Origin of the sequence: Pseudomonas putida (assembly GCF_016406145.1) — a bacterium.
Classification (GTDB): Bacteria; Pseudomonadota; Gammaproteobacteria; order Pseudomonadales; family Pseudomonadaceae; genus Aquipseudomonas; species Aquipseudomonas putida_E.
Genome location: NZ_CP066306.1, coordinates 743,644 through 761,138, shown reverse-complemented (window position 1 = coordinate 761,138; position 17,495 = coordinate 743,644). Strand labels below are relative to the sequence as shown.

Annotated in this window: 17 protein-coding genes and 1 other RNA gene; 14 read left to right on the top strand and 4 right to left on the bottom strand. The window is 53.2% G+C overall.

Features of this window, described 5'->3' with window-relative positions:
- The first annotated feature begins 76 nt into the window (after nucleotides 1-76).
- From JET17_RS03465 to JET17_RS03440, 7 genes are all read left to right on the top strand, one after another.
- Nucleotides 77-370, top strand: coding sequence for a hypothetical protein (locus tag JET17_RS03465; RefSeq protein WP_012312625.1), 294 nt, complete (start codon nucleotides 77-79; stop codon nucleotides 368-370).
- Nucleotides 371-469: 99 nt separating this feature from the next.
- Nucleotides 470-861, top strand: a transfer-messenger RNA (tmRNA) gene (ssrA, locus tag JET17_RS03460).
- 364 nt (nucleotides 862-1,225) lie between these two features.
- Nucleotides 1,226-1,468 (top strand): hypothetical protein, encoded by a 243-nt coding sequence (locus JET17_RS03455; protein ID WP_012312624.1) that lies wholly within the window; start codon nucleotides 1,226-1,228, stop codon nucleotides 1,466-1,468.
- Nucleotides 1,469-1,582: 114 nt separating this feature from the next.
- On the top strand, nucleotides 1,583-1,849 hold the full coding sequence (locus JET17_RS03450; RefSeq protein WP_012312623.1) for a DUF3077 domain-containing protein: 267 nt from the start codon (nucleotides 1,583-1,585) through the stop codon (nucleotides 1,847-1,849).
- Between the two features lie 751 nt (nucleotides 1,850-2,600).
- Nucleotides 2,601-3,581, top strand: coding sequence for an integrase domain-containing protein (locus JET17_RS03445; RefSeq protein WP_012312622.1), 981 nt, complete (start codon nucleotides 2,601-2,603; stop codon nucleotides 3,579-3,581).
- Complete coding sequence (locus JET17_RS27175; protein ID WP_080516457.1) at nucleotides 3,578-3,853, top strand: hypothetical protein; 276 nt, start codon at nucleotides 3,578-3,580, stop codon at nucleotides 3,851-3,853. The genes JET17_RS03445 and JET17_RS27175 overlap by 4 nt, the downstream gene beginning before the upstream one ends.
- A gap of 258 nt (nucleotides 3,854-4,111) precedes the next feature.
- Nucleotides 4,112-5,236 carry an MrcB family domain-containing protein gene (locus tag JET17_RS03440; protein WP_012312621.1) on the top strand — a complete coding sequence of 375 codons (1,125 nt, stop codon included), beginning with the start codon at nucleotides 4,112-4,114 and terminating at the stop codon, nucleotides 5,234-5,236.
- Between the two features lie 406 nt (nucleotides 5,237-5,642).
- On the opposite strand, the gene JET17_RS03435 is transcribed toward JET17_RS03440, so the two are convergent.
- On the bottom strand, nucleotides 5,643-7,664 hold the full coding sequence (locus JET17_RS03435) for an ATP-binding protein (RefSeq protein WP_012312620.1): 2,022 nt from the start codon (nucleotides 7,662-7,664) through the stop codon (nucleotides 5,643-5,645).
- An 83-nt stretch (nucleotides 7,665-7,747) separates the two neighbouring features.
- On the opposite strand from JET17_RS03435, the gene JET17_RS03430 reads away from it, so the two are divergent.
- Nucleotides 7,748-8,185, top strand: a complete 438-nt coding sequence (locus JET17_RS03430) for a very short patch repair endonuclease (protein WP_080516456.1) — start codon at nucleotides 7,748-7,750, stop codon at nucleotides 8,183-8,185.
- Here the strand turns inward: JET17_RS03430 and JET17_RS03425 are convergent.
- Nucleotides 8,124-8,261: a hypothetical protein gene (locus JET17_RS03425; protein WP_233100462.1), complete on the bottom strand. Its 138-nt coding sequence runs from the start codon at nucleotides 8,259-8,261 to the stop codon at nucleotides 8,124-8,126. The genes JET17_RS03430 and JET17_RS03425 overlap by 62 nt on opposite strands.
- A gap of 826 nt (nucleotides 8,262-9,087) precedes the next feature.
- Between JET17_RS03425 and JET17_RS03420 the strand changes: the two genes are divergently transcribed.
- From JET17_RS03420 to JET17_RS27680, 3 genes are all read left to right on the top strand, one after another.
- Complete coding sequence (locus tag JET17_RS03420) at nucleotides 9,088-10,191, top strand: DUF262 domain-containing protein (RefSeq protein WP_012312618.1); 1,104 nt, start codon at nucleotides 9,088-9,090, stop codon at nucleotides 10,189-10,191.
- Nucleotides 10,178-10,915 (top strand): MAE_28990/MAE_18760 family HEPN-like nuclease, encoded by a 738-nt coding sequence (locus tag JET17_RS03415; RefSeq protein ID WP_012312617.1) that lies wholly within the window; start codon nucleotides 10,178-10,180, stop codon nucleotides 10,913-10,915. Before JET17_RS03420 ends, JET17_RS03415 begins: the two co-directional genes overlap by 14 nt.
- Before the next feature lie 110 nt (nucleotides 10,916-11,025).
- On the top strand, nucleotides 11,026-11,244 hold the full coding sequence (locus tag JET17_RS27680; RefSeq protein WP_420094528.1) for a hypothetical protein: 219 nt from the start codon (nucleotides 11,026-11,028) through the stop codon (nucleotides 11,242-11,244).
- A gap of 81 nt (nucleotides 11,245-11,325) precedes the next feature.
- On the opposite strand, the gene JET17_RS03405 is transcribed toward JET17_RS27680, so the two are convergent.
- Nucleotides 11,326-12,378: a DNA cytosine methyltransferase gene (locus JET17_RS03405; RefSeq protein ID WP_012312616.1), complete on the bottom strand. Its 1,053-nt coding sequence runs from the start codon at nucleotides 12,376-12,378 to the stop codon at nucleotides 11,326-11,328.
- Between the two features lie 590 nt (nucleotides 12,379-12,968).
- Here JET17_RS03405 and JET17_RS03400 point away from each other — a divergent pair.
- The 3 genes from JET17_RS03400 to cysC all read left to right on the top strand — a co-directional run bounded on the left by JET17_RS03400 (nucleotide 12,969) and on the right by cysC (nucleotide 16,013).
- Nucleotides 12,969-13,352 (top strand): nucleotide pyrophosphohydrolase, encoded by a 384-nt coding sequence (locus JET17_RS03400; protein WP_012312615.1) that lies wholly within the window; start codon nucleotides 12,969-12,971, stop codon nucleotides 13,350-13,352.
- A 24-nt stretch (nucleotides 13,353-13,376) separates the two neighbouring features.
- Nucleotides 13,377-15,245: a DUF2075 domain-containing protein gene (locus tag JET17_RS03395; RefSeq protein ID WP_012312614.1), complete on the top strand. Its 1,869-nt coding sequence runs from the start codon at nucleotides 13,377-13,379 to the stop codon at nucleotides 15,243-15,245.
- Nucleotides 15,246-15,437: 192 nt separating this feature from the next.
- The gene (gene cysC, locus JET17_RS03390; protein ID WP_012312613.1) at nucleotides 15,438-16,013 is read left to right on the top strand and encodes an adenylyl-sulfate kinase; all 576 of its coding nucleotides are present in this window, start codon (nucleotides 15,438-15,440) and stop codon (nucleotides 16,011-16,013) included.
- On the opposite strand, the gene JET17_RS03385 is transcribed toward cysC, so the two are convergent.
- Entirely contained in the window at nucleotides 15,997-17,493 is a 1,497-nt protein-coding gene (locus tag JET17_RS03385) for a TolC family protein (protein WP_042111873.1), read from the bottom strand. The genes cysC and JET17_RS03385 overlap by 17 nt on opposite strands.
- Nucleotides 17,494-17,495 lie beyond the last annotated feature (2 nt).

The window sequence follows — 17,495 nt, the reverse complement described above, 5'->3', positions numbered from 1 at the left end:
CGCGATTGAACCCTCGGCAAACCCCAACAGTCCACCCTTACAGGCCCACCTTCCAGAGGCCTTCAAGGAGACACCCATGAAAGGTACCGCGCTTTCGGCCCTCTTCGCGGCCGCTACCCTCCTGGCTTCACCGGTGTTCGCTGCTGACGACCTGTGCACTATCAACCTGCAGAAGATCGACGACCAGATGGCCACCGCCGGCGCCACCTCCGAAGGCCTGGACAAGGCCATCACCGAACACGTCGACAAGGCCAAGGCCGCGCAGGCGTCGGGCGACACCAAAGAATGCATTGCCATCTCCGCCAAAGTGCTCGAACGCCTGGAAAAAACCGACAAGGGCAGCGGCTCGTCCGGTGGCAGCGGTAGCTAAGCTTTGAGCGGGCGGCAAGAAGCGGCTGTCGACGCCGCCCGCGCAAAGGCGTATACTCAGCAGCACGTGCCGAAAGGTACGTCAGCTAGAGCTGAGTGTGGGGCCGATTAGGATTCGACGCCGGTAGCGAAACTCTAGGTGCATGCCGAGTTGGTAACAGAACTCGTAAATCCACTGTTGCAACTTTCTATAGTTGCCAATGACGAAAACTACGAGGGTTACGCTCTCGCTGCGTAAGCAGCTGAGCCCGCTCTCCTGGTAGCTTCGGCTCCAGCAATCATCAGGGGATGCCTGTAAACCCGAAATGATTGTCATACAGAACAGGATCGTCGTGTAGCACGTTGGGGGCAAAGCGACTAAAACTTACCCAACTCGTCCAAAGCACCCTGCCCGTCGGGCGGCTGCGGATTAACTCAATAGACACGGCTAAGCATGTAGTACCGACAGCGGAGTACTGGCGGACGGGGGTTCAAATCCCCCCGGCTCCACCAAATCCTAAAGAAGAAGACGCCCTCGGGCGTCTTTTTTTGTGCCTGCAACCTGCCAATTCGCAACACGCTGTCACGGTCATAATCAGATTTAACCCCTTTCCTGTAGGGCATTTCCCAAAGATACTCCCAGCCATTGTGGTGTTTCAGGCGAGGCACTAGTGTCGGCTTGTCGTTGCCAGGCAACGATCGGCTTTGACAGGCCGTCCTGAACTAACCACATGGCTTTGCCGTTTTGGCAGCTGTGCATGGGGCACCTCGCGTGCGCCGGTTTTGGTCTGTTCACCGGTCTGTCAACCCATGTACAGCTGCCGCCTTTCTGTTTGACAGCAGAGGGTGGTGGCCTCAACTTGAACAGGCCTAAAACATGCTGAAAATAGTCCCCGATCCACCCCACCTACTCCACTCCCTGGAAGACACGCTGATGATGGCCGCTGACTACGCCCTGTGCGCCGAAGTCGTCGCCCAGCAGGCAATGCTGATGCAGCCCAAGTCACCTGTGTCGTTGTTGATCATGACCTCAATGCACGAGCTCGAGACGCTACGCAAATTGCTCGAAGCGGCGCTGATCCAGATCCAGAAACCCGCCGATCCGCAAACGCTGCACTGACCCGCATCATGATCTGCCTGGCCTGACTCTCCTGCACAGCGATGAACTTGTAGGAGTCCGGCTTGCCGGCGATAGCGCCAGGCCAGGCGACTACGACTTCAGGGAGATCAAACAGTGACCACCGAAGAAACCAAATTCACCGTCGGCAAAACCACCTTCTTCCAAGGCGAAAACCAGACCCACGCCCTTTTCCGCATCGAAGCCGGCATCCCATGCCAGGCCGCCCGCGAGCAGGCCTCTGAACTGATGGGCTATGCCCGCGACCTGAGCATCGACGGGCTGATGGAAGACAAACCGCAGTTGCTCTGGGCCTCGCACTACCTTTGCGCCCTGGCCAAGGCACTGCTGGATGATGCCGAATTGGGGATGATGAAAACTTGAGCGCTACTCTATGCAGGCCAAGCGTGCTCCCGTCGTAGAAGCTAGCTTGGCCAAGTTGCTCCCCGTGTTTTCCACTGCCCCTATCGGGCCAATACAAGCGATGCCATTGGCGGTGCCCAGGTACCAAAGTCTTCAACACCCATCACACTCGATGCGGTGGTTCTTCCAAGGGCGATCAGCATCCGACAGCTTCCTCGGTGTTGGGTGCTCTCTAACCTCATGGCCATCGTGCGCCAGCTACCCATTACCTAGCTGCCCTGCAGCAACCTATCCGCTTGGCCGAATCTTGCGCCAACCTGTGCCCGTCTCTTTCTCTGGACAGAGACGGGCACTTCAAACACTGCAGGTCTTATCGCATATGGCTTTGCGGTAATCCCACTCGTGACAATCGGCGTGACAAACGCCGATATCACCAGCAACAGCGCTGTAGATGATGGTGCCGCAGCCCACGGGATGGACTGCACCTGACTGACAGTCAGGCATGCCCCGGTCATCGCAGTGCTGCTTCCACCCGGCTCAGGATCTCGCGGCGCTGGTCTCGTCAGCCAGTGCTGCCTCCACCCGCCCACCGGTAACGGTGCTCAGGAGGCCAGATCATGAGATGCCCTTGCTCCCGGTCGTAAGGAGCCGCCAGTCCCGCGTAGAGGACATTCCCCACAGGTCGCAGGGGCCTTGATCCCTGATAACACTCAGCATTCTTGGCGGGATGACGTGGGGCCAGGATCGGAGATCGGATGATGAGGTGACTGACATGGCATTGGTGGGTAGACGCGATGGCCGCAATTTCGGTTACGGCAGACAATTGAGCTACGCAGGGCCGCAGGCGTTGAAAGACATGTTCGGCGGCGGCCACCACGGCACGGTCAAGGCGCACTGTGATCGTTGGCAGGCATTCGTGAAGTGGTGCCGCTCTGAACAGGGGCCGGGTATCAATGATGCGCGGAAGATTGATCGCAAAGTGTTGGTCGACTACGCGGCGTATCTGCGTGACGTGATTAGGCGCGGTGACCTCGCCGTCAGCACCGCACAAAACCGGCTATCCACCGTTAACAGGACCATGGCGGCGCTTCGCGGTGATCAGTATGTGAAATTGCCCAGTCCGAGCAAGGCATTGGGTATGCAGCGCACAGGGGTTCGACAATCGGTGCCACAAGGCCAACACCGTGATCAGGTTAAAGAGATCATCAATGCGCTTTGCCGCCATCGTCAGCTACGAGCCGCTGCGATCGTTTTGATGGCACGAGCCACTGGCATGCGTTTACGTGAAGCCATCTTGGCTGACCTGTCACGGCTAAGCCGTGAGGCTAACCACCTAGGCAGGATTAACATTCAGGACGGCACCAAGGGCGGCCGCGCCGGCGCCTCAGCACCACGTTGGATTTCGCTGGATAAGCATGCTCTGGGCGCGCTTAGATTTGCAGAGCGGGTGTCGCCTGCGGGCAGTCGCAACCTGATTGCGCCACAAGAAAGCTACTTTGACGTTCTGCAGGACATCGTCCGCCCGGCACGGGACATCCTGCAAACACACAACCTCAAAGGTTTCCATGAGTTACGAGCGGCCTACGCATGTGAGCGCTATGAGCAAATAACCCAACACCGCGCGCCTATCAACGGTGGCCACTTTTGCCAGGTAGGTAGGAAGCTTGATCGTGAGGCCCGGAGGCAGATCAGCTATGAGCTGGGGCACGGTCGGATTGATGTTGTAGCTGCTTACATTGGAGGGTGCGCATGAGTAGGCCATTCGATATGGAGTTGTTCCTAGCTGCTGTGTTGAGCGGCTCGCACGCAACCCGGCAACGTCATGTACGCCAGGCGAAAATCATCCAGGCTGAAATTGCAGAGCGCTGGCAACGAGAAACGCCTAGGGCTTGGCAGAGAAAGCACGTAGTTTGGTTCCTCAAACATCGAATTAGCCAGCACAGTGAGGCAACCCGGTATTACTACGGACTGACGATCCGGCTCCTTGCTCGATGTCTAAAGAAGTCATGGGCTTTCAATCCATGAAAGAGAATTGGTCCCCCAAATTGGCACCTAAAGCAATCAACCCAGAACAGACACCTAGCCCATAGGCAGATGCGCACCAGAAGGTGATCTCAATTGGGCAAAAGCGGACCCGGTTCGTTATCTATGCACTATTAGGATGAACCGAAAGCAATAAATTGATAACTTTCTATCCCCTGATGGAAATCCACCGACCTGGACACAAATTGGTCACGATTTCCGCATCTGGAATGTAGTTTGCATAAGACTGGGAGCTTCTTAGTGGAAATCACATTAGGCCAAATTTGCAGCTTGCAGCCCAAGTATACGTCATCCAACACACCCGACATGCAAGAGCGGGGGCATCTCATTCGGTCAGTACTTGCGGGGGAGTTGCGCAGCCGTTTACCTTCTCTACGGAAGGCATTCGATAGCGTTTTCGATGATCTTGCTGTTGAAGGCTCGGATGGTATCGGGCGAAAGACGGAAGCTCCGTGGGTACGCATATTCTCTAAGGCAATGTCCCCTACCCCTAGAGAAGGTTTCTATCTGGTAATTCACTTTGCAGCAGACGGCTCCGCTGTTTTTATTACCGTAGGGTGTGGAAGCACTATCTGGCGCGGAGGTGATCTCCGGCCGGTATCTGATGATGAACTTAAGACACGAACCTCATGGGCTAGACTTATCGTTCAGCAGAAATGGAAGTCGCTCATCCCTTTTGATGACAAAATTTCTCTGGGTGCCAAAGCACAACTTCCGCGAACATTTGAGAAGGCCACGGGATTCGCCAAGCGCATTGCCGCCTCAGAATTAAATACTACCGATCTTGACCTACTATTATTCAGAGCTGCGGAACGTCTAAACGAAATTTATCTTGCTCAAATTGAACAACGAGACTTATCTCCTGGCGACCAAAGCGCCGACGAGATTTCTATAATCGCCAAACCATTAAGAAACAGAGCAGGGAAGCAAGGCCGAGGACTGACAGCAAAGGAGCGACAGGTAATTGAGCGGCATGCTATGACACTGGCAATAAAACACCTGTCAATAAACGGATATGAATCTCAAGACACTTCAGCAACTAAGTCATTTGACATACTAGCCAAGAGAGCTGGCGAGGAGCTTTTAGTCGAGGTTAAAGGTACGACCAGTGACTTCTGTGATTCGGTGCTAATGACCAAAAATGAAGTAAACCTCCATCGAGCGCATAAGGGATCAACCGGCCTAATTATCGTTTCAAAAATTAGACTTTCTCGCGATAACGGAGAACCAACAGCTACTGGCGGCGAGATTGAGGCTTTACTCGGCTGGGATATCGATGAGTGGACTTCTGACCCAATAGCTTTTCAGGTATCACGAAAGTCCAACGGCTCAATCGCCCGAAATCAAACTCGAACACCCAGATAATAATTCAACGCCCTAACAGAGCAAGGCTGCAATTTTACTCAGCAAATAAACACAACCGATCAACTTAAATGATCATAGTAAACAGCGGCATCAAGGGTAATCCCAGAGCCACGGTTTCCACCGGAATCTCATCTGACTAGACAATGACACAAGGAGAAGTCAATTGAGTAAAAGAAGCGTATGAGGCCACTTGGCAAAGGGAACATCAATTAATCGGTATCAAATCAAAGTTAAAATCCACTTCACCCCATAAAAAAAGGGGATAGATTTATCTGCGACTCGTTCACGTCCGGAAATTAAACCTGTCTCCTTTTCGACCTCTGCCAAAAGCGGACGGTGACACAGTAAACAGATCCACCCTAAAAAAGCTACCCTGCCTATTTGACCATAGGCAGGGCACGCATGATCAGGTTATATTCGACACGATGTCATCGATCATGGAAACACTCGGCGATGCATCCAAATACTCCTGATATGCTCTCCGCGCATTCACGATCATTCCCTCGTAAGTGAACGATTGCATTTGGTTTACCCTTAGAATTTCCAGAACATCTCCGTCGCTGGTCCTAGGGAGTTCGCCGGTCACAAATACAACATCGATGGCTGGTTTGCGGCCACTCAGACCTCCAATATCGCTATGCTTGCGGAGATATTCCGTAACCGCACCTCGATATTTCCGTCCTTGCTTCGTAAGGTCATCTACATCTACCGATTTTTTGTCAGGCTTCTTCAGCTCCACAATTACGTGGCGCCCTGTCGAAGTTCTGTAGGCGATATCAATCCGTGCACCGGTAGGATTATCAGGCGCAATGTCTTTCAACTCTTTGGTGAGAGTCTGCTCCATAACCTTGCTTTCACCTACCGGCCCCCATGTCGGATCAAGTAGCCACAAGTGGTCGAACAAATAGTTCTGAGCAACCTTCTCAAGCGCATCTGTATTAGCAATTTCTTTTTCGAATTTTTCAATCACCTGCAATCTGGAGCGGGTGATTTCGTGATAATGGGTCGCTTCAACGCTATCGAGATTCAGAAACAGCCTCTGAAACTCGACGGATAATACATCGGTGACTTTTTCGAGTTTGTCCAGCTGCTTCCGGATTCGTAATTTTTCAAAGCCAACAATCGCACTACGTACCAAGTCTCGCTTGATGTCCTTGTTCTTGGTGTCATCATTCGAGTGCTCAGCCGACAGGATGGGGGTGATCAATTTCTGAGCTAGCTTCCTATCTCGGCCGTCCGTCAAAGAGGCGTACCATTTTTCCAGCGCCAGCTTGGTGCGCTCATCGTCGCTATCGACATTCTGCTGGCGTCTCCAGTCATCCCACTGGTCCGCAATATCGTCAAGAGTATTCTTCAACCACGCACGGACAGCGCTTACCAGAGGATCTCCGGTTTTCACCGATTCCCTGTTTGCCGTTGCCCGGTCAGTTCCATCCCTATCGAGAAAGTCCGCATGAATCTCACCAACGATATAGCTGTTAAACACCTTGGCATTGCCGATGTCCTTCAGCATATCCTCTTGGAATACCCGGCCATTGGCGAACAGTGAGATCTGATTGATGTTGTCATCTGTCCTCTTCAGGCTCTTCGGCTTCGCGACAGTGGCGATGAAGCCTCGGAGGTTATAGGCATGGTTTTCGACGACTACGACTTTGTTTATGCGCTTTATACACTCCTGGCCATCTTCGTCAGTCGCAAGATTCTTGAGTAGAGGCTTTTGCTCTGATCTGGTTTCATCCTCCAAATCCCACCAGAACTGGACGTCTGAATGATACCCGCGATCCTGGGTCGTGATTTCATGTCCATCAATTATCACTTTAAATTTATGGATATCTCCCAGCACACTGAAACGCCTCGCTATGCGGGGACGGAGAAAGCTCTCCGTTTTATCAGTTCCCGCCGTTAGCTTCGAAAGAACGATGCGTGTTCCGGTCTTGTCTCCCCAGTCATATTCTGTGTCCAGCTTTTCGAGAGAATATTTCTTGGCTGACTGAATGTCTTTCCTGAGTTGTTCGACGTTGATTCGAGCGGAGACAGGTGGCCCCCCGGCTTTCTTTGACCAAATGTCGATTTGGTCCGCTAGAGAGAACATCGCCAGTTTCCCAATTCCCTTCCGGCCCATCACCGGGCGGTCAAGAGTGTCGCTTTTATTGCCTTTCGGTTGGTCTCTGCGGGCATACCCGACACGAAGGAATCGGGCCTGTAGCTCTCCGTGCCCCATCCCATGGCCATCGTCTTGAACGATAATCTTGTCTTGTTGAATGTCTACCGTAACGGTATGGGCGTCGGCGTCCCATGCGTTGGCGACGATCTCGGTGACTACGGCGGGCGTGCTGCTGTATAGACCTATCCCCAGGTGATTCAACACGTTGAGGTCGATTTCCAAAAATAACTCATGATCCTCAACCGCTTCGACTATTGCATCCATTGCTGTTTTTCCCTGTTGTGTTTGTTTGGCTTTGGCTGCATGGTTACACAAGTGGATCCGCAATTCAGCAGCGAAGAGCCACTATGAACCAGTTCACGGCGTCCGATCGGATGCGTTTGATCAAGCGGGAGCACACGCAGCCAGAATTGGTCGTGAGGCGCCTGCTCCATAGCATGGGGCTTCGATTCCGTCTGCATTCGAAGTCTCTGCCTGGCAGTCCAGACGTCGTCCTTCCTAAACGAAGGACGGTAGTTTTCGTCCACGGATGTTATTGGCACCGGCATCCGGGGTGTCGTTACGCCTCGACGCCGAAAACACGCCAAGATTTCTGGCTACCGAAATTTGCATCGAATGTGGAGCGAGACAATAGGAAAGCCGAACAACTGCGCGAGTTGGGCTGGCGAGTTGTCGTCGTTTGGGAGTGTGAGACCAAGGACGTGATGTCCTTGGATGCTCGACTCAGGAAGGTGTTTTTAGTCGCTCCAGCTCCTCAAGGTGACGCTGGATGCTCAGGCCAATGATTTCGCCCAATCTTACGGGAACCGCATTGCCAATCATGCGGCCTATGGATTTGAACGTGATTTCTTCCGGTGACATGAATCTGGAATCCGTGGGAAACAATTGCAGTGTGACGCGTCCCTTAACGATATGGTGCCGCAGTTCAAGGAATGGACCGCACCTGACTGAGCCAGGCATGCCCCGGTCATCGCATTGCTGCTTACACCTGGCTCAGGATCTCGTGGCACCGGTCTCCTCAGCTAATGCAGCTTCCACCCGCCCACCGGCAACGGTGCTCAGGAGGCCAGATCAAGAGATTACCTTGCTCCCGGACGGAAGGGAGCCGCTAGTCCCGCGTTAGAGGACATCCCCACAGGTACCAGGGGCCTTGATCCCTGATAACACTCAGCATTCTTGGCGGGCTTACGTGGGGAAATTAATGAGACTCAACTGCTAGAGGAGACAGATCATGAATGGCCGTTAAATCAAGCTGGGTTGCTGACATGCCACATTCGGCTTAGGCGTCCAATCTTAAGTGATCACTGCGCTACCGGCTGGTAACGGGTATTCCCGAATGCGGGATAAAAATTGTTTTCGTTGCCCCGGAAATACCGACTTTCATGCTAGCAAAGGGCTTCCATTCACCGCCATTAATGGCAAAATGCCTTCCAGCGAGAAGATGGTTTTGCAGAGAATGCAGGCATTACGAGAAATCCCTCGGCGCGCCTTGCGAAGCATCCGGGATAGCAAATTATCCGAGAAGCGAATGCTCACCCCCCTGCAACCGTTCTATCGAACCCTATCAACTCATACACCGTCGAAAGGTGTAAGCTTAACCCAATGGTGCAGCACAGACGGATCAAACCAAAAAACCTCGCAACATAAATTAACAACTTGGCCAACAATCAGCAGATAAGGAATTTTAATGGCAAAGCAGGGAGAAATGTTCGCACTTATTAGCGACGAACAAAAAATCGAAGCTGAAAAACAAATCATCGAGAGGCAAAAAGAAACAGACTTCGACATAAGAGAATACCCTATCGAAGTAATTGTATCGAAATATGTAGACAAACTAGAGGAAACCGACAAGGCCGAGTTATTCATTCCAGATTATCAGCGTGAGCTAGTCTGGAGCGAGGAACAGCAAGGCAGATTTATTGAATCAATATTACTTAATTTGCCAATACCATATTTATATGTCGCCGATGTACACACTGGCGAAAACGAAGGCCGCTTAGAAATAGTTGACGGCTCGCAAAGAATCAGAACACTTGTACGTTTTCTAGGTAACGACTTCAAGCTTGACGATTTGAAAATGTTGCCAATGTTGAACGGATTTTACTTTAGAGATTTCCCAGTCTCACGCCAGCTTAGATTTAGACGCAAAACAATGCGAATGATCGAGTTAATGGAAGTCGATGAAGAGGCGCGCCGCCAGCTCTTCGACCGCCTTAACACTGGCGGAACAAAATTAAAGGACATGGAGCAACGATTCGGCTCACAGGATGGTCCGTTCACTGATTTTGTTCGAAACACTGCTGCCAGCCTGCGTTTCAGACAGCTCTGCCCTATCAGTGACGTAAGAATCAATCATCGCGACTATGAGGAGATGGTACTTAGATTTTACGCCTACCTACATAGATATGAAGCATTCAACAAGCGGGTCGATGAATTCCTAGATGAATATCTTGACCATATGAACAACCATGATTTCGACCGGGAGGAGCTCCTCACAACATTTGAAAACATGCTTGACTTCGTTCAAAGATTTTTCCCTCATGGATTCAAGAAAGCGCCCAATAATTCTTCGGTACCTCGAATTCGATTTGAGTCAATTTCAGTCGGCGTAGCCCTTGCTCAAAGAATAGCTCCAGGGTTAGTTCCGGCTTCAATGGCATGGCTGGCAAGTGATGAGTTCAAGACGCTCACTCGCTCGGATGCAAGCAACTCCAGGCCAAAAGTGGTAAATCGAATCCACTTTGTCAGGGATAATCTGCTGGGTCGAGAGGTCCAGTATGACCAACAGTGAAGTTCTTGTCGTCGAACTCTACGACCTGTTTAGGCAAAGAAGCGCCGAGGTAAGTAGATACATTGACTTCATAGAAATAATCGCGAACAATCGTTCTGTATCACTTGCCGGTGAAACTGACGGCGAGATCGCTCCAATTGCAGGAGCCGAGCTATCGCGTGAACTAACAAAAACTTTACGCGCGAACACCTACTTGCTTCTTTACAATTTGGTAGAAGCGACCATGACAAATGCTATTGACGCGATTCACAAAGCTGTGGATGGCGACAACCTGGGTTTTGACCAATTAAGCGGAAACTTACAAAACATTGCACTTAGTCATTTCAAGCGTGCCATCAAGGACAGTCATAGCTCAGCTTTGGATGGAAGAACGCACCCGATTGAAATTGCTATAACCAGACTTGGTTACGATAGAGAAAAAATATTCTCTGGAAATGTTGATTGCGCAGAGATTAAAACGACAGCTAAAAAGTACGGCTTCCAAACTGCAGACCCAAACTTAAACGGCCGTCAAACTCTGCGCCAACTTCGAGACGTTAGAGATAAAAGAAATGCTTTGGCTCATGGAAGGCTATCATTTGAACAGTGCGGGCAAGATACCTCACCAGAGTATCTCTCCAAGGTCCACTACCAAACTACAGTCTATCTAAGATCCGTGCTATGGTCGATTTCTTCATATCTGAGAAAGAAGAAATATGCAGCACCTACTGCACTACCAGCCTAATTTGGAGAACGACTGAAAAAGACGGAAACCCACAAATACGCTCTAGAATTATGAAAACTTTGGGGCGGGCGCGCACCCGCCCTTAAATCGATACGTTTATTTCACCATGTGTGATTCCAATTCAAGCTACACAAAAACCGCTTCCTGGAAGCCTGGATATACTACTAATGAAATACACATCAATAATATTCGTGCAAGAGTGTTTTTGGCATCACCATCAGAGCTGCAAATATGCAACCACCCCAAAGATTCGCCAAGACTACTGGATACAAAAGCTTAACGCTAACGTAGAATGGGATGTAGAAAGTCAGCCCAGTTTGAGACGTTGAGCTGACGAGTAATCATCATCTGGAGGTGCGAAACGATAGGTTCATGCTCACTTAAGCTGCGACTCAGAAGAGAATTTGCCCCTACTTCCGATCGGTAGCAAATTCTTCGAGGTGGCGCTGAATACTCAGTCCGATAATTTCACCTAGTCGAACAGGGACGGCGTTTCCTATCATGCGACCGACTGCTTTGAACGTGATTTCCTGAGGCGGCATAAATTGATAAGTTTCAGGAAAGGATTGCAAAGTTGCAGCCTCTCTAAGAGAGATTGCGCGATTTTGCGTCATATCATAGTGACCGAATCGCCCGTTGCCAAATCCATAGCATAACGTCGTCATAGTCGGCCCGGGTTCATCATGGCGCATCCGACCATAAACACTCGGGTAAGTCTTGCCGCTACTCTTGCGATGACAAGGTGCGCGCAGCCACTCTGGCCAATCTTTCCATGTACCGCCTGGCGTTGATCGTTTGATGCGTTCAAGATTTGTTGGAGTTAAAGTGGCCGCACGGTGCAGAGGATCCTTCGGATCACACCCACCAGCTTCAAGCTTTGGAAAATGTCCAATTGCCTGTTCCACTGTCACCGGCTTGCCTGCATGAGTCTTCGGAATCATGGCTATGGGACCAAATTTCGAAGCTAACAGTACGTGTCGGCGACGCTGCTGAGGAAGTCCGTAGTCAATGCAGTGGATGGTCCCTGCCCAAATATGGTAGCCCTCATCCTCCAGCCCCTTTACAAAGTCAACATATACCTTGTGCTTGGTAACATCAGGGACGTTCTCCATGGTGACAAGCTCTGGCTTAATGCCTTTGATGAGCTCTTCAAACGAATACAGAAGCGGCCACTTGCGATCAGTGCTGGTATCACGCCCCTGATTGTAGGTCGAGAAGGGCTGGCAGGGAGCGCATCCCGCCAAGAGCTTGACCCGACCGTCTCGATACCAAGCAGCAACATCGCGAACCTTTGCAGACTCAACGCTTTCAGCCACGAATTCTGCGCCGTTGTTCGTCTTATAGGCATACTCGCAATTGCGATCGATGTCGTAGCCAGCACGAACGCTGATACCAGTTTTGAGCAGACCTGCAGTCAGCCCTCCAGCACCACAAAAAAGGTCAACGGCGTCAATAGTATGCATGGGAAAGCCTCCTAACGGAGGTCATTCTAACCGGTTTGGCGCGAAAGATCGAGCACAAACACTGAAAATTTATACAGGTTTTGGCTGGCCTCCTAAACCTGTGAAGCGCAGAAGGCAGGGCTCGACGCCCCCCAAAGCCCCTTTCCCACATATCTTCTGGGCTAAAAACCTCCGTAGAGCCCAGGGTACCCAATGAAATACAACCCACAAAAGCTCATGTAAAGCACATATAAATCAATGATTTAAACGGAATTTCGACTCCTGATGCCGCGTCAATCAGACCGGGCGCCGCCATCAGTCGCGATATAGGTCTTCGACGAATCCTGTGCGTCGCCACGGCAGTCACCATCCTGTCGCCAATTGCCAGGCCAGATACGGCGGAGGCTGTCGCCAAGCACTAGAAAATCCGCCTGTAGGCGGCCCACGTTCCCCCCCTCAAATGACATAGCGAATACTGGCAAGCAATTCGGCTGGCAGACAGTGAGCGGGGAAAAAACAAAACGCCTGCGTCAATTGCGAAAGGTCTTACAATACGAAGCCCGATGTCCTAAAGATCCTTTGCCCCTCACTGAGAACCAAGAGATAGCCCCGTGAGTGACTCAGATAGCTCGTCCGCGCCACTGGTTGACATAACGAAGCTTGCCGCATCCCTTCAGCGTTTCGCTGATGATCGCGACTGGCAGCAGTTCCACTCCCCCAAAAATCTCATCCTTGCTCTCACCGGCGAGGTAGGCGAGCTGTGCGAGATTTTCCAATGGATGAGCGATGCCGACTCGATCTCCGCCGCAACAGATCCCGAAATCGGCCAAGCCGTGAAGGACGAACTGGCGGACGTACTGATGTACCTGGTTCGCCTGAGCAGCGTACTCGGCATTGACCTCAACGAGGCCGTGACACAGAAACTCGCCTCGAATGGCCAGAAGTACCCCGTAGATAAAGCCAGAAGCAACAGCAAAAAGTACGACCGACTCTGACCAACACGCACCTAAGGACAACCCGTGATCGTTTACGCTGCTACCAAACAGCAATTTCTCCAAGACAACGATAACGATGACATTGAGGAGGTGATCCTCAGGCATTACAAGGAAGCAACCGGCAAGAACGTTGGCTCCTCGGAAATCAGGTCGTGGCAAGGGTCCCTGACGTACATGGCCAAAGTCCTTAGAGATGAAGGCCTGCCGAGCGATGCAGGCCTGGCCATCGAATTGCACATTCCGCAGTCGTCGAAGCGAATCGACTTTCTACTCACCGGTCGCGACGAAAACCAGGCAAAAAAAGCCGTACTGATCGAGCTGAAGCAATGGAGTAAGGCCAACGCCACCACCAAAGACGCCATCGTCAAAACGGCATTGGGTGGCGGCCTGATTGAGACCATTCACCCGTCCTATCAGGTATGGTCCTATGCAGCGCTGCTGGAAGGCTTCAACGAGGCGGTGTATGACAAAAGCATCGAAATCCGTCCGTGTGCCTACCTCCATAACTACGTCAGCGACGGGATCATAGATTCAGCCCACTATGAGCCCCACATCAGCAAGGCTCCGCTGTTTCTGAAAGGCCCGGAAGAGCTCAGTAAACTCAGAGCCTTTCTGAAAAAGCATATAAGTCATGGCGACAACAAAGAGATTCTTTACGAGCTGTCCGAAGGAAAAATTCGCCCCTCCAAAGCGCTAGCCGAAGCCCTTGGGGGGTTGATGAAAGGCAAGCCCGAGTTCGTATTGATTGACGATCAGAAAGCAATTTTTGAGTCGGCGCTGGCGGCGGCAAGCGAGGCCTCGGACCAAGCACCCAAGGTGATGATCATCGAAGGTGGGCCGGGCACCGGAAAAACTGTTCTGGCTATCAATCTGCTGGTGAAGCTCACCGAGTTGAAGCTGATGAGCAAATACGTCTCCAAGAATGCTGCCCCTCGCAAGGTCTACGAAAGCAAACTGGTTGGCACCATCAAGCGCAGCCATTTCTCGAATTTCTTTTCAGGCTCTGGGGCATTCATCGACACTGAGCCCAACACATTCGATGCGCTTATCGTGGACGAAGCTCATCGGCTAAATGAGAAAAGCGGGCTTTATGGAAACCTTGGGGAAAACCAGATCAAGGAGCTGATTGATTCAGCGAAATGCTCCATTTTCTTTATCGATGAAGACCAGCGGGTGACCTTGAGCGATATCGGCAGCAAGCAGGCGATTCGCGCCTTTGCGAAAGCCAAGGGCGCTGTGGTTGAAGAATACGTGTTGTCTTCGCAGTTTCGCTGTAGTGGCTCTGACGGTTACCTGGCATGGCTGGATGACACGCTTGGCATTCGATCGACGGCAAATCCAACGCTTGAAACCCAAGAGTACGAATTTAAGGTGTTCGACTCACCTCAGGCGATGCATGAAGCAATCAGTGAGAAAAACCACGGAAACAAAGCTCGTGTGGTCGCGGGCTATTGCTGGCCTTGGTTGAGCAAGAAAGACTCCGCCGCCGCAGATATCGTCATTGGTGACTACAAACGCCAATGGAACCTGGATCAGGATGGCAGCCTGTGGATCATCGCTGAGAACTCCATCGAGCAGGTTGGCTGCATTCATACTTGCCAAGGTTTGGAAGTCGACTACATCGGGGTCATCATCGGGCCAGACCTAGTCGTACGTGACGGTAAGGTCGTGACATCCCCAGATGAGCGCGACAAGCACGATAAATCGATTCGCGGCTGGAAAAAAATGATGAAAGAGCAACCTGCCCTCGCGAAAAGTGAAACAGACCTGATCATCAAAAATACGTATCGAACCCTGATGACACGCGGGATGAAGGGTTGCTACCTGTACTGCACCGACAAAGAGACTGCGCGATACTTCGAGAGTCGGCTTAGCCAACACAGCAATCATTGAAAGTATCGTTCGCCAAGAGCCCCTGTACCTACGGGCGCAGGGGCGACACAAACACGTCTCCGGCAGTCTTTTTTGACTGCCTCCAATCCATGTTTATGTCCGAACCTAAACCTTTGGCGTATCCCCCACCCCATCCCCAACTATCCTAACCATCCAAGCCCCCACCCCCGCCCTCCCCTTGGAGAACCAACCGTGCCCAACGCAGGAAGCGCCCCCCACCACCCTGGCGCAGTAATCTGGCTAACCGGCCTCTCCGGCGCAGGCAAATCTTCCCTGGCAAACGCCCTGGCACTACGCCTGGCGCAATTAGGCCACCCCTGCTACGTACTCGACGGCGACGTCCTGCGCAACGGCCTTAACGCCGACCTTGGCTTCTCCCCCGCCGACCGTCATGAAAACAACCGCCGTACCGGCGAGGTGGCAGCGCTGTTCGCCGATGCCGGGCTGATCTGCATCGCTGCGCTCATTTCGCCTTACCGCGCCGACCGCGCAGCCGCGCGCCGGGCATGCAAGGCCGGGTTCCATGAAGTGCATGTCAAAGCGGATCTGGCCACCTGCGAAGCGCGCGACCCCAAGGGGCTGTACCGCCGGGCACGGGCGGGCGAGCTGAAGGGGTTCACCGGCATCGATGCACCCTATGAAGCGCCGCAGCACCCCGAACTGGTAGTGGATACCGCTGGCACCACGCTGCAAACGGCGCAGGACCTGCTGTTGGGTTATGTCCTCAAGCAGGTCTTGGCGCCCCAAGGTCTCATGACTCCGGCGTGATCTCGCCACGCTGCCAGCGGGCCTCGCTGTTGCCCAGCGCCTGGGCGATGTCGGACAGCTTGTCGGACGGCAAGGTTTCCGGCAGCGGATCAAGGCCGGCACTGGCGAACAGTTGGCCGTAGCTGTTGCGCAGCTCGGCGTAGGCCAGGTCGCGGCGCAAGTCTGCCTGCAAGGCGTTGAGCTCACCCTGGATCAGTTCCAGCTCGCCAATACCCTGGGCCTGGTGGCGGTTGCGCAGCTGCTCGACGATCTGCTGATCAAGGGCGACCATCTGCTGGCTGGTGGCGAACTGGCGACGTGCTTCGCTGTAGTTGGCGTTGGCCACGTACAGCTGGGCCAGGATGGCCATCGACATGGCTTGGCGGCGTGCCTCGACCACCTGCTCACCTGCCTTGGCCACATCGATCGACGCTGGGCCGGACAACACGTTGAACAGGTTCCAGGTGACCTTCACGCCGTAGTCGGCCCAGTGCTGGTTGGTCAGGAAGCTGTTGCTGTCGTAATGCCCGCCAGCGGAGAACTCCAGGCCCGGCAACATGCGCAGCATCGCCTTGCGCACCTCGGCGGCACTGATGCGTGCCTGGTAGTCCTGCTCGCGCAGTTCCGGGCGTGAGGCAAGCGCCTGCTGCTCAAGGCTGTCCAGCCCGACCTTGAGCTCGGGCACGCTGTAGTCGTCGCTGGCCGCCAGGGTCAGCTCGGTGCCCGGCGGCAAGTTGATCAGCGCGCCCAATTCGGTCTTGGCCAGCGACAAGGCGCGGCGCTGTTCCTCCAGCTGACGTGTGGCTTCTATCAGCGAACGCTGGTAGTTGAGCGCCTGGATCTGGTCGCCAATGCGCTGCTCGCCCATACGCTCGCTGTTGTCACGCGCCTGCTCGACCCGCACCATCAGCGCATCGATCTGCTTGAGCAGGCGCTCGGCAGCCACCGCCCGCCAGTAGGCCGAGCGCACGTCCTGGATGATGGTCTGCACCACCTTGCGCCGGCGTTCCTGCACGATCAGGCGCTGGTCGCCCTGCTGTTTGGCGCTGACATAGCTGACACCGAAGTCCAGCACGTTCCACACCATGGTCAGGTCCGCCACGTCGCGGTCGCGGTCTTGGGAGGTGGAGGGTTCCAGCGACTGGGTGTTGGTCAGCACGCTGCGGCTGCTGGCGGCGCTGGTGTTGCTGCGCCCTGCATACCCAGCCGACATCGCCATGCGTGGCAACATATCGAACGTGGCCAGGTCTACCTGGCGCTGGGCCAAGGCTTCTTCCATCACCTTCAGGCGCGCCTCCAGGTTGTACTTGACCGCGCGGGCCATTGCCTGGTGCAGGGTCAGCGGACTTTGCAGTGCCTCCTGGCCCTTGAACATGCTGGCTAGGTCGTCACGCGCGCGCTGTTCGCTGACGCTGCGCTCGATCGGCTGGGTCTTGACCGCACAACCGGTCACTGTCAGTGCCAACATGCTGATCGCAAATATCCTTGATGCCTTGCTCATCC

What these genes read in the sequence shown, in the direction of transcription:
- JET17_RS03405 (WP_012312616.1), bottom strand. Translation starts at nt 12,378, where the DNA reads ATGCATACTATTGACGCCGTTGACCTTTTTTGTGGTGCTGGAGGGCTG.
- JET17_RS03445 (WP_012312622.1), top strand. Translation starts at nt 2,601, where the DNA reads ATGGCATTGGTGGGTAGACGCGATGGCCGCAATTTCGGTTACGGCAGA.
- JET17_RS03385 (WP_042111873.1), bottom strand. Translation starts at nt 17,493, where the DNA reads ATGAGCAAGGCATCAAGGATATTTGCGATCAGCATGTTGGCACTGACA.
- JET17_RS03420 (WP_012312618.1), top strand. Translation starts at nt 9,088, where the DNA reads ATGGCAAAGCAGGGAGAAATGTTCGCACTTATTAGCGACGAACAAAAA.
- JET17_RS03435 (WP_012312620.1), bottom strand. Translation starts at nt 7,664, where the DNA reads ATGGATGCAATAGTCGAAGCGGTTGAGGATCATGAGTTATTTTTGGAA.
- JET17_RS03465 (WP_012312625.1), top strand. Translation starts at nt 77, where the DNA reads ATGAAAGGTACCGCGCTTTCGGCCCTCTTCGCGGCCGCTACCCTCCTG.
- JET17_RS03455 (WP_012312624.1), top strand. Translation starts at nt 1,226, where the DNA reads ATGCTGAAAATAGTCCCCGATCCACCCCACCTACTCCACTCCCTGGAA.
- JET17_RS03415 (WP_012312617.1), top strand. Translation starts at nt 10,178, where the DNA reads ATGACCAACAGTGAAGTTCTTGTCGTCGAACTCTACGACCTGTTTAGG.
- JET17_RS03430 (WP_080516456.1), top strand. Translation starts at nt 7,748, where the DNA reads ATGAACCAGTTCACGGCGTCCGATCGGATGCGTTTGATCAAGCGGGAG.
- JET17_RS03425 (WP_233100462.1), bottom strand. Translation starts at nt 8,261, where the DNA reads ATGTCACCGGAAGAAATCACGTTCAAATCCATAGGCCGCATGATTGGC.
- JET17_RS27175 (WP_080516457.1), top strand. Translation starts at nt 3,578, where the DNA reads ATGAGTAGGCCATTCGATATGGAGTTGTTCCTAGCTGCTGTGTTGAGC.